This window comes from uncultured Henriciella sp. (assembly GCF_964005855.1).
Lineage (GTDB): Bacteria > Pseudomonadota > Alphaproteobacteria > Caulobacterales > Hyphomonadaceae > Henriciella.
On record NZ_CAXFSW010000007.1, the window covers coordinates 41,041 to 58,851 of the forward strand.

The 17,811-nt window shown below is 61.8% G+C and carries 20 protein-coding genes; 7 read left to right on the top strand and 13 right to left on the bottom strand.

All coding sequences use genetic code 11. The features are described 5' to 3' along the window. The first annotated feature begins 4 nt into the window (after positions 1–4). The 3 genes from ABNU55_RS09920 to ABNU55_RS09930 all read left to right on the top strand — a co-directional run bounded on the left by ABNU55_RS09920 (position 5) and on the right by ABNU55_RS09930 (position 1,378). Positions 5–598 carry a sigma factor gene (locus tag ABNU55_RS09920; RefSeq protein ID WP_290754986.1) on the top strand — a complete coding sequence of 198 codons (594 nt, stop codon included), beginning with the start codon at positions 5–7 and terminating at the stop codon, positions 596–598. A 23-nt stretch (positions 599–621) separates the two neighbouring features. Then, complete coding sequence (locus tag ABNU55_RS09925; RefSeq protein WP_290754988.1) at positions 622–1,014, top strand: VOC family protein; 393 nt, start codon at positions 622–624, stop codon at positions 1,012–1,014. A 70-nt stretch (positions 1,015–1,084) separates the two neighbouring features. Continuing rightward, positions 1,085–1,378, top strand: coding sequence for a DUF3175 domain-containing protein (locus ABNU55_RS09930; protein WP_290754990.1), 294 nt, complete (start codon positions 1,085–1,087; stop codon positions 1,376–1,378). 72 nt (positions 1,379–1,450) lie between these two features. On the opposite strand, the gene ABNU55_RS09935 is transcribed toward ABNU55_RS09930, so the two are convergent. Together ABNU55_RS09935 and ychF are read right to left on the bottom strand one after the other, a co-directional pair. After that, positions 1,451–1,942, bottom strand: coding sequence for a flavodoxin family protein (locus ABNU55_RS09935; protein ID WP_290754992.1), 492 nt, complete (start codon positions 1,940–1,942; stop codon positions 1,451–1,453). A 67-nt stretch (positions 1,943–2,009) separates the two neighbouring features. Next, positions 2,010–3,107, bottom strand: coding sequence for a redox-regulated ATPase YchF (gene ychF / locus ABNU55_RS09940; protein WP_290754994.1), 1,098 nt, complete (start codon positions 3,105–3,107; stop codon positions 2,010–2,012). Between the two features lie 164 nt (positions 3,108–3,271). On the opposite strand from ychF, the gene ABNU55_RS09945 reads away from it, so the two are divergent. Beyond that, positions 3,272–4,159 carry a hypothetical protein gene (locus ABNU55_RS09945; protein WP_348764341.1) on the top strand — a complete coding sequence of 296 codons (888 nt, stop codon included), beginning with the start codon at positions 3,272–3,274 and terminating at the stop codon, positions 4,157–4,159. Here the strand turns inward: ABNU55_RS09945 and pth are convergent. From pth to ABNU55_RS09995, 10 genes are all read right to left on the bottom strand, one after another. Continuing rightward, a complete protein-coding gene (gene pth / locus ABNU55_RS09950) occupies positions 4,156–4,764 on the bottom strand; it encodes an aminoacyl-tRNA hydrolase (RefSeq protein ID WP_290749591.1) in 609 nt (202 codons plus the stop codon). The genes ABNU55_RS09945 and pth overlap by 4 nt on opposite strands. A gap of 68 nt (positions 4,765–4,832) precedes the next feature. Continuing rightward, positions 4,833–5,525: a 50S ribosomal protein L25/general stress protein Ctc gene (locus ABNU55_RS09955; RefSeq protein ID WP_290749588.1), complete on the bottom strand. Its 693-nt coding sequence runs from the start codon at positions 5,523–5,525 to the stop codon at positions 4,833–4,835. A gap of 193 nt (positions 5,526–5,718) precedes the next feature. Continuing rightward, a complete protein-coding gene (locus ABNU55_RS09960; protein ID WP_290749586.1) occupies positions 5,719–7,116 on the bottom strand; it encodes an NAD-dependent succinate-semialdehyde dehydrogenase in 1,398 nt (465 codons plus the stop codon). A gap of 94 nt (positions 7,117–7,210) precedes the next feature. After that, positions 7,211–8,143 carry a ribose-phosphate pyrophosphokinase gene (locus ABNU55_RS09965; protein ID WP_290749583.1) on the bottom strand — a complete coding sequence of 311 codons (933 nt, stop codon included), beginning with the start codon at positions 8,141–8,143 and terminating at the stop codon, positions 7,211–7,213. A gap of 88 nt (positions 8,144–8,231) precedes the next feature. Further along, positions 8,232–9,014, bottom strand: a complete 783-nt coding sequence (gene pgeF / locus ABNU55_RS09970; protein WP_290749580.1) for a peptidoglycan editing factor PgeF — start codon at positions 9,012–9,014, stop codon at positions 8,232–8,234. 56 nt (positions 9,015–9,070) lie between these two features. Further along, positions 9,071–9,964, bottom strand: coding sequence for a hypothetical protein (locus tag ABNU55_RS09975; RefSeq protein WP_290757494.1), 894 nt, complete (start codon positions 9,962–9,964; stop codon positions 9,071–9,073). A 75-nt stretch (positions 9,965–10,039) separates the two neighbouring features. Then, the gene (locus ABNU55_RS09980) at positions 10,040–12,670 is read right to left on the bottom strand and encodes a TonB-dependent receptor (protein WP_290757496.1); all 2,631 of its coding nucleotides are present in this window, start codon (positions 12,668–12,670) and stop codon (positions 10,040–10,042) included. Between the two features lie 155 nt (positions 12,671–12,825). After that, positions 12,826–13,473, bottom strand: coding sequence for a hypothetical protein (locus ABNU55_RS09985; protein WP_290752520.1), 648 nt, complete (start codon positions 13,471–13,473; stop codon positions 12,826–12,828). A 3-nt stretch (positions 13,474–13,476) separates the two neighbouring features. Further along, positions 13,477–14,283 carry a pyrroline-5-carboxylate reductase gene (proC, locus tag ABNU55_RS09990; protein ID WP_290752523.1) on the bottom strand — a complete coding sequence of 269 codons (807 nt, stop codon included), beginning with the start codon at positions 14,281–14,283 and terminating at the stop codon, positions 13,477–13,479. After that, positions 14,270–14,773, bottom strand: a complete 504-nt coding sequence (locus tag ABNU55_RS09995) for a YbjN domain-containing protein (protein ID WP_290752526.1) — start codon at positions 14,771–14,773, stop codon at positions 14,270–14,272. Before ABNU55_RS09995 ends, proC begins: the two co-directional genes overlap by 14 nt. 244 nt (positions 14,774–15,017) lie before the next feature. Here ABNU55_RS09995 and modA point away from each other — a divergent pair, with 244 nt between their 5' ends. Genes modA through modC form a run of 3 tightly spaced genes read left to right on the top strand, consistent with a single transcriptional unit; the run spans position 15,018 to position 17,563 of the window. Then, positions 15,018–15,809 (top strand): molybdate ABC transporter substrate-binding protein, encoded by a 792-nt coding sequence (gene modA / locus ABNU55_RS10000; RefSeq protein WP_290752529.1) that lies wholly within the window; start codon positions 15,018–15,020, stop codon positions 15,807–15,809. Further along, entirely contained in the window at positions 15,802–16,473 is a 672-nt protein-coding gene (gene modB, locus ABNU55_RS10005) for a molybdate ABC transporter permease subunit (protein ID WP_290752531.1), read from the top strand. The genes modA and modB overlap by 8 nt, the downstream gene beginning before the upstream one ends. Next, positions 16,463–17,563 (top strand): molybdenum ABC transporter ATP-binding protein, encoded by a 1,101-nt coding sequence (gene modC, locus ABNU55_RS10010; protein WP_290752533.1) that lies wholly within the window; start codon positions 16,463–16,465, stop codon positions 17,561–17,563. Before modB ends, modC begins: the two co-directional genes overlap by 11 nt. On the opposite strand, the gene ABNU55_RS10015 is transcribed toward modC, so the two are convergent. Further along, positions 17,564–17,809 carry an accessory factor UbiK family protein gene (locus tag ABNU55_RS10015; protein ID WP_290752536.1) on the bottom strand — a complete coding sequence of 82 codons (246 nt, stop codon included), beginning with the start codon at positions 17,807–17,809 and terminating at the stop codon, positions 17,564–17,566. Positions 17,810–17,811: the final 2 nt, after the last annotated feature.

Consider the following 17,811-nt stretch of genomic DNA (forward strand, 5'->3'; position numbering starts at 1 on the left):
GGTGATGAGTGAGAGCTGGGTGAGAGAGTTGAGGGTGGCGGCGCGGCGTCATGCCGGGCGCCGTGATGAGGCCGACGACCTTGTCCAGGCGGCCTGTCTTGCAGCCGTGGAGGCCGGGCGGACCGATTTTACGTCGCCGGAGACACAAGCCTGGCTGCGCGGCGTTCTGCGTAACAAGGCGCGGATGACTTCGCGCGGCGCTTTACGCCAGCGGGCGCGGGAGACGCGGTGGGCGAATGAAAGAGGGGATGGGGCTGGCAGTGAGGGGGCCGGCCCAGACCTCACCGCGCTGCCGCGGTCGCTGCGGGTTACAGCGCTTCTCTCGCTCAACGGGGCGACGCGGGCCGAGATCGGCTGGTTGCTGGGGCTCTCGGATGCGGCGCTGCGCCAGAGAATATCGCAGCTGAAGCGGGCGATAGACCGTGCGCCAGACGTGGATCTTACACTTCAGGGCGCCTTGCCATTTGGCGTGATGCGGCGAACGATGCTGGAGCGGTTTGGCAAACGGGACGGCTTTCTCGCCAGTCACGACCCGGACGGACATTTCTTTGTCCTTGCCTGCTCACAGAAAGATGGCGCGCGGCAACATAGAGGCTGAGCACCCATCACGAGGAGGACATCATGCTCAAGCAGACAGGACTCGGCGCCATTGTGTTCTATGTCGCCGACATCGACAGGACGGAAGGTTTCTATGGCGAGACGCTGGGCCTTGAGATTACGCGGATGCCAGGCGAGCCGGGAGAAGCCGGCGGAGCAGACTGGCTCATGGCCGAGCTTGCGAATGGTGTGAGCCTTGTCTTTTTCCAGATGGAGGGCAAGCGAGGGGACAGCCCCGTTATTGTGTTCGACCTTGGCGAAGGGGGCATTGACGCCGTCGTGGAGGGGCTGGCCTCAAAGGGGGTGACGATTGTGACGCCGGTGTCCCATGCGCCGGATGGCGGCCTGACGGCTGACTTTACCGATCCGGATGGGCACGTGCTGTCGCTTCATCAGGGGGCGGACAAGGCGCGATAGCGGGTCGCGTCAGCGCCTGCGGAACGGGGCTTCCATGCTGCCGTTGGTTTTCTTTGCAAAGGAGGTGTCCATGACATCTGGCAAGGAGAATTGGTCACAGGACGTGACCGGGAAGAGCGACGCGCTCAATCTGGAAGACAGTGTCTTTACCAAGGAGGACCCGGCCGAGATTGCCGCTTCGCTCAAGCGGTCGGCGGAAAAGAGTGGCAAGCGCAAATCATCGCCCTATGCCTCGGCGATGTCGATGCTGACATTTCATATCAACCGGGCAGGCAGCAATCTCTCCAAAAAGGATCGCGACCGGCTGGAAGAGGCAAAGGATGAGCTGCGCAAGCAGTTCGGGCGGGAGCCGAAGAGCGATTAGGCGTGCGGGGGGATTTGACGCTTCACCCTTCGACTGGTCCAGGATGAGCTTCCGCCCGGGCAGATGAGGTGGTCAGAAGACCCCCATCGCCAGACCAGCCGCCATGGCTTCGCCAAGCTCGCGGCATTTGTTCAACTCGTCCTCGCTGATTGTCTTGTCGGCGAGGATGTCTTCCTTTGTCTGGGCATGCGTGCAGACGATGAAGGGCTCCTGCGCGATTTTCAGTCGCCAGCCTTGTGCAATGCGGGCGGTCTGGCGCATCGCGTTTTCACCGTCAGAGCCTGCGCAGATCATCTGGGCGTAGGGGCGGCCCTCGATCTTTCCCAGCACCTCATAATAGGAGCGGTCAAAGAATTCCTTCATGCCACCGGCAATCGCGGCGAGGTTTTCCGGTGCGCAGAAGATGTAGCCATCCGCATCGAGGAGGTCGTCCGGGCCGGCCTCGGTTGCAAATTTCAGGATGGTCTCGCAGCCCTCTTCGGACTGCGCGGCCTCATGGGCGGCCTTCGCCATCTGTCCGGCGCCGCCGGTGCGGGAGAAATAGACGATGAGAAGCTGGGGCATGGGCGTGATGGTAGAAGCCGTTTAGGATCCGCCAAGCCCTTCCAGACGCCTAATTTTCCACGTTTCGCTACACGTTAAAGCGGAAATGCAGGACGTCGCCTTCCTTGACGATGTATTCCTTGCCTTCCTGGCGCATCTTGCCGGCTTCTTTCGCCCCGGCTTCACCATTGTTCGCGATGAAATCGTCAAAGGCGATGGTTTCGGCGCGGATGAAGCCCTTTTCGAAGTCGCCATGGATGACGCCGGCGGCTTGCGGGGCCGTCCAGCCTTCGCGGATGGTCCAGGCGCGCGCTTCCTTGGGGCCGACCGTGAAATAGGTCTGCAGGCCGAGAAGCTTGTAGCCGGAATGGATCAGGCGGTTGAGGCCGGGCTCTTCGAGGCCCTGCATTTCAAGGAATTCAGCGCGCTCTGCCGGGTCGAGCACGGCCATTTCAGCTTCGATCTGGGCGGAGATGACGACGGCTTCGGCGCCTTCCTTTTCGGCGCGTTCCATCACCATGTCGGAGTATTTGTTGCCGGTGGCGGCGCTGTCCTCGTCGACATTGGCGACGAGGAGGACGGGCTTGGCGGTCAGAAGCTGGAGCATGCGCCAGGCCTTCATGTCCTCTTTGGGGACATCCGCCATGCGGGCCGGGCGGCCTTCATGCAGTTCGGCCAATGCAAGGTCGAGAAGGGCGAGCGTTTCCTTGGCCTCCTTCTCGCCGGACTTGGCTTTCTTTTCGACGCCGGCGCGGCGCTTTTCGAGGCTTTCCATATCGGCGATCATCAGCTCGGTCTCGACGATATCGAGGTCTGCGATGGGATCGACGCGGCCGGCGACGTGGGTGATGTCATCATCCTCAAAGCAGCGCAGCACATAGAGGATGGCGTCGGTCTCGCGGATATTGGCAAGGAACTGGTTGCCGAGACCTTCGCCTTTTGATGCGCCCTCGACCAGACCTGCGATATCAACAAAGTTCATGCGCGCCGGGATGATTTCCTTGGAGCCAGCGACCTTGGCCAGTTTTTCCAGGCGCGGTTCTGGCACGGCGACCTCGCCGACATTGGGCTCGATCGTGCAGAAGGGATAGTTGGCGGCCTGCGCGGCGGCCGTCTGGGTCAGGGCGTTGAAGAGGGTGGACTTGCCGACATTCGGCAGGCCGACGATCCCGCATTTGAAACCCATGTGCGCGCTCCTTCGTCCAGTTGATGCCGGGCTGGCCCGGTCTGGCGCGCGGCATAGCGCATTTTCATCTTTAGAACAGGGGGCAATGTGGGACCGGGCTGGTATTCGGTTGCTTACAGGATAGGTCTTTGCGTAAACAGGCCCCGGTTCGAAAGAGAGTGTCTATGGCTTTTGACGTCCTGCTGGTCTCGGCAATCGGGGACCGCGACAAGGCAACGATTATTGCAAGGCGGCTGCGCGCGCTGAAATTCCGCGTGCGCCACGACGCCAACCGGACGCACAAGACGCCAAGCGCAAGAGACCTCAGCGACTGTAACAAGGCCGTGAGTGTCCTGGTCCTCTGGTCGAAACACTCCTGCGACACCAGCAAGCCGGACAGCGACTGGGTCCATGCCATGGCGCATCTCGCCCGCTCACGCGGCGACGCGCTTGTGCAGGCAGATCTGGACGGCACGCTGCCGGATGATCCGTTCGACAAGGATGACCGGTTTGACCTTTCAGGCCTGACGGCCCGCAGCACGCCGGAGCCGTTCCGCGAACTGGTGGAGACGCTGGGCGAAAAGGAAGGGCGCAGCGATCTTGGCGACTGGATGGCGCTCAAGGCCAGCGATGAAGCGGGTAAGGCAGCCTGGCGCGAGGCGCACCCCAATGATCCGCTCTCCCAGACAGGCCGCGCCAACCGCGCTGCGGCGACGGCAGCCGTCGCCAGCGCCGCCGCGACGGCGCAGATTGCGGACGCCTCGGCCGGTCACAAGATCGAGCTGAACCCGCCGCGGCCGGAGGTCGAGTTTGCCGACAACATGTCAGGGCGCGGCGGCACCAGTCTTTTCATGCTGGGATCAACAGGGCTGGTGGTGGCGGGAATGCTGGTTCTGGCAGGCCTGTTCGGTACCTCGCCTGTCCAGGCGGGCTCCTCTGTGGCCCAGGCCGGTATCCGTAATGTGGTCGAGGCCTGTCCGGCAGGCCAGGTGCCGCGTTCGCTCATCCATGGCTCATTGCTGGCCGACGAGGAGGCCGGCGCAGGCGAGAATGAGACAGGCGGCAGCGACTAGCTGGTCTGTTTCGGGTCGCGTTTTGGGGCCGGGGCAAGGCGCATGACTTCGCTCTGATAGCGGTCTTCATTGCCTTCAAAGAGAAGCGGCAGGGCGCGTGAGCACGCGTCTAGCAGGGCTTCGACCCAGTCTTTTTCCGCCTTGGCAAAATCGGCCAGCACATAGGGCATGACCAGCGACTTGTCGCCGGGATGGCCAACCCCAAGGCGGATGCGGCGTACCTCCGGCGAGAGATGGGCGAGCATGGAGCGGATGCCATTGTTACCGGAATGCCCGCCGCCGCGTTTCACGCGCAGTCGGCCGGGCGCAAGGTCAATCTCGTCGTGGAAGACCGTCACATCTTCAGGCGAGAGCTTGTAGAAGCGGGCCGCCTCACCTGCGGCGCGTCCGCTTTCATTGTAATAGGTCTGGGGTTTGAGGAGCAGCAGCTTGACCGGTCCATTAGCGGTCTGCAGCGTGCCTTCGGACGCCTCGCTCTGGAAGCGCGATTTCCACGGGCCGAAGCCATGGTCGGCAGCGATCCGGTCGAGGACCATGAAGCCGAGATTGTGCCGGTTTCCGGCATATTTTGCGCCAGGATTTCCCTGTCCCGCAAGGATATGCATGACAGGCTCCGTGGGACCGGCGCCCGAAGTGACGGGCTGGCCTTTCAGCCGGCCCGTCAGCTTTCGGACTATTCCTTGGATTCGTCTTCGCCTTCAGCGTCGCCCTCGGCTTCGCCTTCACCATCCTCATCGGACTGATTGATGGCTTCGACGTCGTCGGCCTCGAGCTCTTCTTCGTCCTCTTCGACGACTTCAGCCATCTGGCCGACAATAGTTGCGATGGTGAAGTCGCGGTCGGTGATGGTCGGCTCGGCGCCTTCCGGCAGCTTGATGTCGGAAATCTTGACGTTGTCGCCGATTTCGAGGCCGGTGAGATCCGCCTCGAGGGAGTCAGGAATGCTGTCGGCGCGAACGTTCAGCTCAACAGCAAAGCGGACGATATTCAGTGCGCCGCCTTCCTTGATGCCCGGGGCTTCTTCTTCATTGGTGAAGTGGACTGGCACTTCGACGGCAATGATCTGGCTGGCGTTGACGCGGTAAAGGTCAACGTGCACCGGCATGTCGGTGACCGGGTGAAGCTGGATCGCCTGCGGGATCACAAGCTGCTTCTTGCCGTCATGAACGAGGTTAGCCGTGGAGGTCAGGAAGTGGCCGGAATTAATGCCTTTGATGACTTCGTTGAGCTTGAGGCTCACAGCCACCGGATCTTCGCCGCCACCATAGAGGACGCCCGGCACCATGCCGTTACGGCGGGCTTCGCGTGCACCGCCCTTGCCAATCCGCTCACGGATCTGGACGTTGTAATTCAGTTTTTCCGACATTTTCTTTTCCTTTCGCCCTGAAGTCCGCCGCCGGTCTCTTTCCGGTCGGTGACAGCCTGACAGGCACGGCCTCGCGCCGCCCTTTCGAAGCGGGGGCCTTACACCAGCGGGCCTGGCTTCGCAACCGGCCAACTGAAAGGGCCGCTGACCCGGATGGATCAGCGGCCCCTTGTGTCAGGTCTTCGCCGGAGGCCTAGCCCATGATGTTGATGGCCTTGACGTTGACGAACTCCTTCATGCCAAAGCCGCCATGTTCGCGGCCATAGCCGGAATCCTTGACGCCGCCGAACGGCATGTTGGGCTGGGCAAGGCCGAAGCCGTTGATGAACACCATACCGGTATCGAAATACTTCTCAGCCATCTCGATGGCGCGGTCATTGTCGCCGGTGAAGATACCGCCGCCGAGACCGAACCGGCTGTCATTGGCGATCCGCATGGCATCGTCTGCATCCTTGGCGCGGATAAGCGCAGCCACAGGGCCAAACAGCTCATCATCATAGGCCGGCTGGCCGGGTTTGACCTCATCCAGCACCGTTGCCGGGTACCACCAGCCCGCATCGGACGGCTTCTCGCCGCCGCAGAGAACCTTGGCGCCGTTCTTGACGCTCTTTTCGACCTGCTCGTGCAGATCGTCGCGAAGATCCTCGCGCGCCATGGGGCCGATATCGCCTTCATTGTTGAGCGGGTCGCCCATCTTGACGTCCTTCATGGCCTTCACGAAGGCATCGCGGAACTGGTCGTAGATGGCATCGACAACGATGAAGCGTTTGGCGGCGACACAGGTCTCACCATTATTGAAGACCCGGCCGGTCACGCACTGCCTGACCGCGTTTTCGAGGTCGGCATCGTCAAGCACGATATAGGCGTCATTGGAGCCAAGCTCGAGCACGGTCTTCTTGAGCTTTTCGCCGGCTTTCTTGGCGATGATCTGGCCGGCAGAGGCGCTGCCCGTGAGCGTGACACCGCGCACCAGCTTGTGGTCGATGACCTTGTCGGACTGGTCGTGTGTGATGCGCAGGACAGAGAAGAGGTTCTCCGGCAGACCTGCATCGCGGAAAATCTTCTCAAGCATCAGGCCTGAGCCAGTGACCGACTCGGCGTGCTTCAGCAGAACGCCATTGCCAGCCATCAGGTTGGCGATGGCATAGCGGACCACCTGATAGGCGGGGAAATTCCAGGGCTGGATGCCATAGATCACGCCGATAGGCGAATAGGTGATGATGCCCTTTCCGCCATTCGGCAGTTCGCGCTCTTCATTCCTGAGTTCCTTCGACCCATTCTCGGCCGTCCAGTCGCAGATGCCGATGCAGAGATCCATTTCGGCTTCGCCCTGCTTGAGGACCTTGCCCATCTCATTAGTCATCATGCGGGTGAGTTCGGTCTTCTTCGATTTGAGACCTTCACCAATCTTTTTGATGATCTCTGCGCGGTGCTCCGGCGTCTCGTGGCGCCATTCAAGGAAGGCTTCGTGGCACTTCTCGATGGTGTCGTTGAAATCGCCATCGCTCATATAGGGATAGCGTTCAAGCTCCTCGCCATTGGAGGGATTGATCGTGATGAGCATGTCGCTCAGTCGCTGACTGTCAGCCATTTCTTGGCCCTTCCTTCTTGCTGGATATGTTGCTTTACCAACACGAAGAAGGGGCTGGACGTTCCGGCCAGCGGGCGGCTGGCGACATTACAAATCAGTCGAAGAGTTTCGAGACACTCTCATTGTTGGCGATGCGGCGGATGGCTTCGCCCAGAAGCGGCGCGACAGAGAGCACGCGCAAACTGCCGGACTTGAAGTCTTCCTCGGTCGGGCGGATCGTGTCGCAGATGACAATCTCCTCCATGACGGAATCCTCGATCCGCTTGACCGCATTGTTGGACAGCACGCCATGGGTGACATAGGCGCTGACGCCCGTCGCCCCGGCTTCTTTGAGGGCTTTGGCCGCATTCACCAGCGTACCGCCCGAGTCGCAGATATCGTCGACCAGGATGCAGCGCCGGTCGGTCACGTCGCCGATAATGTTCATGACTTCCGACTTGCCCGCTTCCGGACGGCGCTTGTCGACAATGGCAAGATCGCAGCCGAGACGGTTTGCGAGGTTACGGGCACGCACCACCCCGCCCACATCCGGCGAGACGACCATTAGGTCGGCGCCATTATGGGTGGTGCGGATATCGTCCTCGATGACCGGCATGGCGACGAGATTGTCGGTCGGCACATCGAAGAAGCCCTGAATCTGGCCGGCGTGCAGGTCCATGGTGAGGACGCGATCTGCGCCCGCGGTGGAAATGAGATTGGCGACCAGCTTGGCCGAGATCGGTGTGCGGCCATCGGTTTTGCGGTCCTGACGCGCATAGCCGAAATAGGGGATAACAGCGGTGATGCGATCTGCCGAGGCGCGGGCCAGCGCGTCGATGGCGATCAGCAACTCCATGAGATTGTCATTGGCGGGTTTGGAGGTCGACTGTATCAGGAAGACGTCTTCGCCGCGGACATTCTCATTGATCCGCACGAAGATTTCGTCGTCGGCGAAATTCTTGATTTCAGCCTTGGAGAGCGGGCAGTCGAGATGATCTGCAATAGCTTCGGCGAGGGGGCGGTTGGCATTGCAGGTAATGAGTTTCATCGCGAGAGCAGCCTTCTCCTGAGATCGGTTTCGACGTGCTTTTGGCGCAAGGGCGCGAGAGTCGCAAGGAAAAGGGTGCAGGCTTTTATCAGCCTTCCAGCATGATGACAGATCCCTGCCGGCCATAATCGGGCTCATCGCGGTGATTGCGGCGGCGGTTGGAGAAGTACATGTCCTCCAGCTCGCAGGTGTCGTGGCCGATGACATCGACGAAGGCGAGGCCCGCTTTGACGAGACGGTTCTTCACGAAGGTCTCGATATTGAAGTGGAAACGGTCGCCTTCGCCCGGATGGAAGAGGTTCGCGCTCCAGGGCGCCTCCTTCAGGAAAGTGTCGCGGAATTCCGGGCCGACTTCATAGCTTTTCTGGCCTATACAGGGGCCGACGGCGGCGTAGATGTCCTTGCGGCTCGCGCCGGTCTCTTCCATCTTGGCGATGGTCGCCTCGCAGATGCCGCCAAGCGCCCCTTTCCACCCGGCATGACAGGCGCCAATGACGCTGGCCTTGCGGTCGGCAAAAAGCACCGGCACACAGTCCGCCGTCAGGATGCAGAGCGCGATGCCCGGCACATTGCAGACCATGCCATCGGCCTTTGGTCTGTTTTCCTCATCCCAAGGCATCGTCGCAAGGATGGCCGTATCGGAGTGGACCTGATAGCAGGAGAGCAGATTTTCAGGCCCAGACGCGCCAATGGTTTCTGCGACAATCGCCCGGTTCCGCGTCACGGCCTTTGGACGGTCGTCCGAACCGGGCCCGACATTCAGGCTGTCATAGATCCCCTCCGACACCCCGCCGCGCCGGCTAAAGAAGCCATGGCGAATGCCTTTCATGCTGGCCAGGTGCGGGGCGAAGATGTGGGGGACGGTGCTCATAAGCGCGATGTAATGCGGAATGAGCACAAAAGAAAACGCCGCTTGCAGGGCCGGTCCTAGCGGAAGCGCCGCATTGCCGGGTCGTTCAGAGGCACGTCGGGCAAGGCGATGGTGCGTACTTTCCCCTGCCGCCGGTCAATCGCGAAAATGGTCCGGCTACCATCGGCGGCAAAGTCAAAGGCCTGGCCTTCGGCCTCCAGGGTGATTGTCGCGACATGAATCATGACCGGACCCATCGCGGGTCTGGCGAGGACGTAGAGTTCCGGGCGGTCATGGCCGAGTATGTAAAGCAAGCCGTCCGGACCAATAGCGCCGCCGGATGCGGCATAGGGCGCCATGCGGTCGATGGCCGATTGCGGGAAAAGCCAGCCGCCGGTGCGTTGCCAGTCGCGAGTGTAGGTGACCACGCTGGAAAAGGTCGCGTCCTTGAAGGCAAGGCCGCCATTGCCGCCATAATGGGCAAAGCCGGTAATGTAGCCGCCCTCAATATCGTCCACCCAGGTGAGGGAGCCTTCCTCCGTCATACCAAGGGAGTGTGTACCCGCATGGCTCATGGTGACCGTGTCGAAATACTCCACTGAGGAGCCCATCGGGGTGAGGGAGTAGTTTGAATTTGCGCAGCGCAGACGGTCGCCGGAGACGCTCTTGCAGGAGTTCATGTGACGCAGAAGGCCGTGCGAGGGCGCAGCGAAACGGGCGACAAGCTCGCCGGTATCGATGCGGTACTTGCCGATGACGGAATTGTCGACGGGGTAGAAATGGGTGGCATCCGCGGTGACGCCCTGATCGGCTTCGGGCGCGTCATAGACGCGAAGGGTCACCGCACTCAGCGACTGGATGGCGGGCGCCTCATATGGCTCGACCTGCCATGAGGGAATGGACGCCGGCGGCTCGGCCGCGGCGCAGGCCACCGGGAGAAGCAGGACAGCGAGGACAGGGATGCGTTTCATGGCGGGCTCCACTGGAAAAACAGGGTGCGGCGCCCGGACAGGCCGGACGCCGCAGGCGGGTGTATCTGAGCGGACCTAGAAGCCGTAGCTCAGGCCCAGATAGACGGTCGTGCCGACATATTCCCATTCGGTGCGCTGGCGGTCGTCACCGCCCTGGAATTCGCTGGTCGGCTCATTGTTGATATTCACCGCTTCAACGAAGAGCTTGAGGTCTGTGACCGGCTCGTAGGAGATGCTCGCATCCCAGCGGCCGAATTCGCCCTGGTCGAGATTGACCGACGGATCGTCGAGATTCACGTCCGTGAGGAAGCTGTCATTATAGGCGTAGCTGACCGAGGCATCGATGCCATGGTTCTGGTAGAAGGCGGTGACCGAATAGGTCTTCTCCGCCTGGTTCAGGAGCGGCAGGGTCTGTCCGTCTACTTCGGTCTCACCATCAAGGAAGGTGGCGGACGCGCTGATCCCGATGCCGTTCAGCGTGTCGGGCAGGAAGGGATCGAACTGCGTCTGGGCGATGAGTTCGAGGCCTTTCAGCTCACTGCTGCCTGCGTTCACGGTGGTTGAGACGTTGAGCTCTGTCACGCCCGACGTGTCGACCGCGCCGCCAAGGCCGCGCGCTGCAAGGGCGGCGTTGATGCTCTCGGTGGTCGTGTAGCGCTCGGACAGGCCGACGAGATCATCGGAAATGTCTTTCAGGAAGACGGCCGCCGAAAGAAGCGTCAGGTCATTCGGGTACCATTCGATGCTGGCGTCATAGTTCCAGGAGACGCGGGCTTCGAGGTCGGGATTGCCGATGGAGAGGCCTGCGATGCCGAGTTCTTCGGAATAGGAAGAGCGCGGCGCGATGGCGTCATAGTCCGGCCGCCCGAGGGCGCGGGTGACCGAGCCGCGGACCTTGAGGGCATCCGTGACATTGTAGTTGGCGAGCAGGCCCGGCAGTACGGTGACATAGTCGCCGCCATCACTGATACGCCGGGCTTCGTCATCTTCAAGCAGGTAACCTTCAGAGTCGACATCGGTCGCCTCGACGCGGACGCCGCCGATCAGCTCCAGCGGGCCAAACTGGCGCACGCCCATGACATAGCCGGCAAGCACGGTCTCGGTGATGTCATAGTCGGACGCAAAATCCTGCACGAAGCTGTCGTCATCATTGGCTTCGAAATAGGAGGCATTGGCCGGGTCTGCGAGGAAGGCATCCATCGCATCGACATCCATGAAGAGGTTCGGCGCGCAGCTTTTCTCGAAACAGTTCGTGAAGGCGCCCTTCGTGAGGGCCGGCGACGTCGCGAGTGTCAGGTCGGCGCTGCCGGGGTCAAAGCGGGTCCGCTCATAATCCCAGCTGCGATCGGTCTGCCGGGCCTTGGCGCCTGTCTTGAACCAGGTCACCGCGTCCATGTCCCAGCGAAGGTCAATCTGGCCGGTGAGGCCGTCTTCTTCCATGTCGGAGTCCTGGAAACGGGCGCGGCGGAAGTCGAAAAGGGACGGGTCCTGGCGGTCTGGCGAGCCGGCATCCGGGGTAATATCGACGACGCCGTCGCCGGAGATATCAAAGCTGCCAGGGAAGATGCGGCCCGTGCGCCATTCCCAGTAGGAGTAGGGCTCGTTGATCTCGTTGCGGTTCGCGGTGACTTCGTAATTCAGGGTGAAGTCATTGAAGATGTTCTCGCCGCCGGCCGACACGGTGAAGATTTCCTTCTCGGCATTTTCCAGCCGGATATTTGCCGCGACACGATTCTCGCCAATCGTGCCTGTCGTCGGCGAGTTGAAGACGACGTCCGTGTCGAAGTTCTGCTCGTAACGGTTGCGGTGCTGGAATTCATCCCAGCTCGCATAGAAGGCGCGCGCGAAATATTTCGAATTGTCGTCCGGGCGGAATTCCACAGTGCCGTTGAGGTTCAGCCGTTCCCGGCCGATGACGTAATAGTTGTTCTTGACGTTCTCTGGCGCTGCACCGCCGACCGAACCGGTTACGGGGTCGGCCTCATAGTCCACCCAGTCATCGGCATAGTAACCGGGCGCGATGTACTCGCGGTCAGACCAGGAGCCGCCGACGAGCCAGCCAAACTTGCCATCCATGGTTTTGCCCGAGAGGGTGGCATCTATGCCGTAGGGATCCTCGCCGCCATAGGCGCCGGCTTTCGGCTCGATGTCCTCAAAGCCGTAGCGGGCTGTAAGATAGCCATAGAAATCGTCTGTGCGGTCGAAGGGCGACTTGGTTTCTACGTTCACGGTGCCGCCAATGCCCTGTGCATCCATGTCGGGGGTCGGGGCCTTGATGACCTGGACAGACCCGAGCACGCCGCCAGCGATGATGTCGAGCGGGGCGTTGCGGCCGCCCCCTTCGGTTTCAGGCGAGCCGAGATTGGCGCCATTGATTGTGACATTGTTCAGGGAGGGATTGATGCCGCGGATCTGGACGTAGCGGCCCTCGCCCTTCTCGACCAGCATGCTGACACCGGCCAGACGATTGAGGCTTTCGCCGACATTCTTGTCCGGCAGCTGACCGAGTTCGTCGGAGCCGAGCGCCTCGATGATCTGCAGCGCGTCGCGTTTTTCCTCGATGCCGCGCTGGCGCGAGAGAAGCGAGCCTTCCACGGTTATGGTGTCGAGCTTGTATTCCTCATCCGTATCGGTCGATGCAGCCTGGCCCATGGCGACGCCGGCAAGCGCGAACGAGCTTGTCAGCAAAAGTGCGTGTCTGAACATTGTTAACCCCTCAGTCAGATTTGACGGGGGCCTGATAGGGGACTTTCTGCGTCGCGCTTGTGACGCTTTTCTGAACTATTTGTTGCAGGGCAGCCCGTCGAAAACCTGTGGTTTTCAGGCGCCGCTGATTTGCCGCCTTGTGTTGCAGACCGGCATCAGGAGAAGGCTGGCGTGTCCTCTTCTGACATGGCGCCAGTGGCCGGGTCTGGGGTGTCGCGCATCTTGCGGCCAAAACGGCCTTTGATCCAGCCGGCGCGCTCTTCCATCTTGCGAAGTTCGCCATCCAGCTTGGCCATGGTACGCGACAGGTCGCTGCTGTCTTCCTTGCGCCAGGCTATTTCTGCCTGTGCAAGGGCCCAGGCGATGGCGCTCTTGCGCACAGGCTTGGGAAAATCACCGGCGCTATCAAGCCCGGCGCAGGCGAGGGCCCAGTTCGCGGTTTCGTGACGCGCGGCAATCAGGTTGAGGATACGGACAGGCTGGGTCTGACGCCACTCCTGTAGCGAGAGGAGGGCCTCGCGGTGTTGTTCCATCCTGTCGAAGCGCATCATGATGACGTCGAAGAGGCGCGTGCGGGGCGCTTCGTCCTCGCTGGTGGACCCTTCGCTCATTGCGCGGTCCAGCCAGGGTTCGACGGCGTCGGAAATTTTTGCCTTGTCCGCGACACCGTGGAAATCCTCAAGCGAAAGGCTGGCCCGCTCTGCTATGGCGCTGAGGGTGAGGTCACGCCAGTCAATGGTCTTGGTAAGATGGAGGGCCGCCTCGACGCCCTTGTCGAGAATCTCTCTGCGCGCATCGCTCATGGTTCAGTCTCCTGAAAGTTCGCGGTCGCGCTTGATCGCTTCAGCAACCGCCTCCTTCATGAGAGATGGCATGGCGCCGTCGCGCATCAAGACGTCGAGCGCCGCCTTGGTCACACCGCCCGGAGACGTGACGTTCTCGCGCAGGGTGGAGGGGGGCTCGTCGCTGTCCATCATGAGGGCACCAGCACCCTGTACGGTTTTCTGCGCCAGCCGGAGGGCAAGATCGCGGTCGAGACCATGGGCTTCACCTGCAGCGGCCATGACTTCGGCAAGCAGGAAAGCATAGGCTGGGCCGCAGCCAGACAGGGCCGTGGCGGCCGAAATCTTGTCTTCGGGGATCGGGCCTTCGACGGCGCCGAGCGGGGTGAGGAGATCCCGCAGATGGGCTGCATCCTCATCGGATGCACTGCTGGGCAGGCAGAGAAGCGTCATGCCTTCGCCGACAAGGCCGGGTGTATTCGGCATGGCCCGGGCGACCCGCCCCGTTCCAAGCCTTTCGGCCAGGCTGTCGAGCGTGATACCCGCCATGATCGAGAGGACGAGCGTGTCCTTGCCCACAAAGGCGCGCAGGTCATCCAGTATCTTCGGGAAGATCTGGGGTTTGACCGCGACCACCAGCGTATTGGCAGGTGCGGGCGCCGGATTGAGGTGTATCTTTCCAGCCTCCGCCCACCCCTTCAGCAGGTCGGACGGTGCCGGGTCATGGATTGAGATCGCGCCTTCATAGCCGGACTTGATCCAGCCGCCAGCGAGCGCTGATCCCATACGGCCGCCGCCAACGAGGGTGAGGCCGGACTCAGGCCTCGCCATCGGTTTCGAACATGGCTGCGTCGATGGCTTCTTCCGGTGTCTTGCCGGCCCAGATGACGAAGTTGAAGGCCGGAACGAACATGTTCACGGCATCGGTTGCCGCCGCGATCACGGCGCGGATTTCGCCTTCTTCCGGCTCGACCCGGTCCAGCATGGGCAGGGTGTGGCGGAAGAGAAGGACATTGTCCTCAACCCAATAGTCGAAGTGGCCGAGCCACAGGCGCTCATTTGCCATCAGCACAAGTCTGGCGATGGCGTTCGTCCGCGCGGCCGTCGGTTTCAGGTCGAGCGTAATGGTGAAATGGAGGGCAGGGGGTTCGCGCCGAGAAGCAATCAGGGCGCCCATCTCACCCCAGCGTGTCTGGGCGATGCACTGGACGGCGTAGTCGTCGTCGCGCTGGTGTTCCCAGCCTGCATGTTCGAGACACGCTTCGACCATGTCGAGCGGATCGGCATTGAAGTCCCGGGATTGTTCGAGATTGAGGCTCATCGGCGATTTCCTCCGAATCAGCGTGGCAAATCGCCACTGGCCGGAACGGTAACACGGGGACCAGCCCCTGCAACCTAGCTTCCCCTCTCACTTGTGGAAGCCCGGCACAGCTTCCCCTCGCATGCGGGGGTGAGGGTTTCAAATGGTCAGAACAGTTGCAGCACAGCGCGGCTGGTGCGAAGGCAGGGTGCGCGTGGGCGCACTCAGCGTTGCTGCGCACCAGGGCGGGTGCTAGACCATTGAAATGTCGGGACTGAACTGGATCAGAAAGGTCGGCGCTGCCCTTGGTCTGTCAGCCGCCTTGCTGACCGGGTGCAGCCAGCCGCATCGCGGCGATGTCATGCTCGCCGTCGCCACCAATTTTCTCGCCACAGCCGAAGCGCTCGAAGTGGAATTCGAGGCAGAGACCGGACTGGAGCTCGTCATTTCTTCTGGATCGACCGGCCAGCTCTATGCCCAGATCGACAATGGCGCACCTTATGACATCTTCCTTGCCGCCGACCGGGAGCGTCCGCGCCGTCTGGTCGAAAGCGGCCGGGCCATGTCAGGCACCCAGTTCACTTATGCGGTGGGCCAGCTTGTCCTGTGGATGCCCGATGGCGATGCGGCGTCTTTCGATGGGGAGGTGGTTCTGGGGCAGGCGGACTTTCGCGCGCTTGCGATGGCCAATCCGGATCTGGCGCCCTATGGCGCCGCTGCGCGTCAGGTTCTGACTGGTCTGGGGCTGGAAGAGGCGCTGGCCGGCAAACTGGTCTATGGGCAGAATGTGGGGCAGGCATTCGCGCTTGTGGCAAGTGGAAATGCGGAGCTTGGCTTCGTGGCGGCCTCCCAGCTGGCCCAGGGAGAGCGGGCGGAAACGGGCGCCATCTGGCGGGTGCCGGGGGAGCTGCATGAGCCGATCCGGCAGGACCTTGTCCTCATGCGCCACGCCGCAGCCAATCAGGGCGCGCTGCAGTTCATCAACTTCCTGCGCAGTGAAAAGTCGCAGGCGATCATCCGTAGCTATGGGTATGCGGATATAGGTCCCGATGCCTGATCTCGGGCCCGTCATTCTGAGCCTGCAGCTTGCGGGTGTCACGACGGTGATCCTTTTGATGATCGGCCTGCCGCTCGCCCTGTGGCTTGCCTATACAGACTCCCGCTTCAAACCCGTCATCGAAGCGGTGACGGCGCTTCCGCTTGTCCTGCCGCCAACAGTGATCGGTTTCTATCTCCTTCTTCTCATGAACCCGGACGCGCCCCTCGGGGGCATCTGGGGCAGCCTGACGGGCGGTACGCTGAGCTTTTCCTTTGCGGGTCTGGTGATCGGCTCCATCGTCTATTCGCTGCCTTTCATGGTTCAGCCGCTTCAATCGGCCTTCGAGGCGGTCGGGCGGGGCCCGCTGGAAGCGGCGGCAACGCTTCGTGCCTCGCCGCTCGATGCGATACTGCATGTGCTCCTGCCCCAGTCCGCGCGCGGGCTGCTGACAGCCTGCGTCCTGACTTTTGCCCATACAATCGGGGAGTTTGGCGTGGTCCTGATGGTGGGCGGTAATATCCCGGACCGCACGCGTGTGATCTCGATCGCGATCTATGAACACGTGGAGTCGATTGAGTATGCCGAAGCGCATGTGCTCTCGGCCGGCCTGCTCGCCTTCGCCTTCGTGACGCTTGTCGGGGTCTATGCCCTCAACAGGAGCTACCGTCTCCGTGTCAGCTGACCTGCTTCATCTCGACTTCAAGCTGCGCCGCCCCGGTTTTAAGCTGGAGGTCGACAAAACGCTGCTGCTTGATGGTGTGACCGCGGTATTCGGGCCGAGCGGCAGCGGCAAGACAACCCTGCTGCGCGCCATTGCGGGGCTGGAGCTGCCAGATGAGGGGTGTATCCGGTTTGGGGATGCTGTCTGGTTCGATAGCGCGGCAGGGAATGTGCTTTCCGCCCATCGGCGCAATGTTGCCTATGTCTTTCAGGATGTCCGCCTGTTCAGCCATCTCGATGTGCGGGGGAATCTGGATTTTGCCGCCCGCCGGGCTGCCAGGGCGGGTCGCAGCCCGGATTTCGAGACGGCTGTTGAGGCTTCCGGCATAGGGTCTTTGCTTGAGCGGCCCGCGGCATCGCTTTCTGGTGGGGAAAGCCGCCGGGTCGCCCTGACGCGGGCAATCCTTTCCTGTCCGGACCTTCTGCTGCTGGATGAGCCGCTGACTGGCCTCGACCGGGCGGCACGCCGGGCCATTCTGCCCTATCTGCGTGAGCTGCCCGAGCGGTCACGCTGTCCGGTGCTGTATGTCAGTCATGATCTGGAGGAAGTTGCCGCTCTCGCCTCGCAAATCGTCGTGATCGATAGTGGGCAGGTGTCCGCGAGTGGGCCGGTCGCAGAGGTCTCCCGAACCCTCGATCTCGGGCCGCTGTCGGATGCGGCGGGCCCGGCCTCTCTGGTCGAGGCCAGGATCCAGTCTGTGGAGGAGGGTGGCGGCCTGATGCGGCTCACGATTGGCGATGTGCCGGTCTATCTGCCCGCAGCCAGAGACGCGAGGTCAGGCGAAACGGTGCGCCTGTTCATCGATGCGCGTGATGTCGCTATTGCGCTTCGCCCGCCGGGGCCGGTTTCGATCCGCAATGTGCTTCCCGCTCACGTCCATCGTATCGTCTCGAAGGATATAAGCGCCGAAGTCCTCATCGATCTTGAGGTTGGCGGAGCCATCATACGCGCCCAGATCACGCGGGCCGCGCTTGAAGACCTGTCGCTGGAAACGGGACAGGCGGTGCATGCCCTTATGAAGAGCATGCGGCTTGCCGGGGATTTCCGCTGATCAGCCGGATGTCTTTTCCAGAGCCTCGACACGCTTTTCGAGCGCTTCGACCTTTTCCAGCGCGCTGATGGCGATGGCGCGCAGCGCTTCAACCTCGTCGCGTTCGACAAGGTCCATGTCTGCCACGAATTCGCGGACCCGCGACTGCATGGCGGTACGCGCTTCCTCGCCAGCCGAGCGGGCCGCGCCCATCGCGCCTGTCATGAAGCCTGCAAGCTCATCGAGTAGTGGATTTGTATTGGCCATGC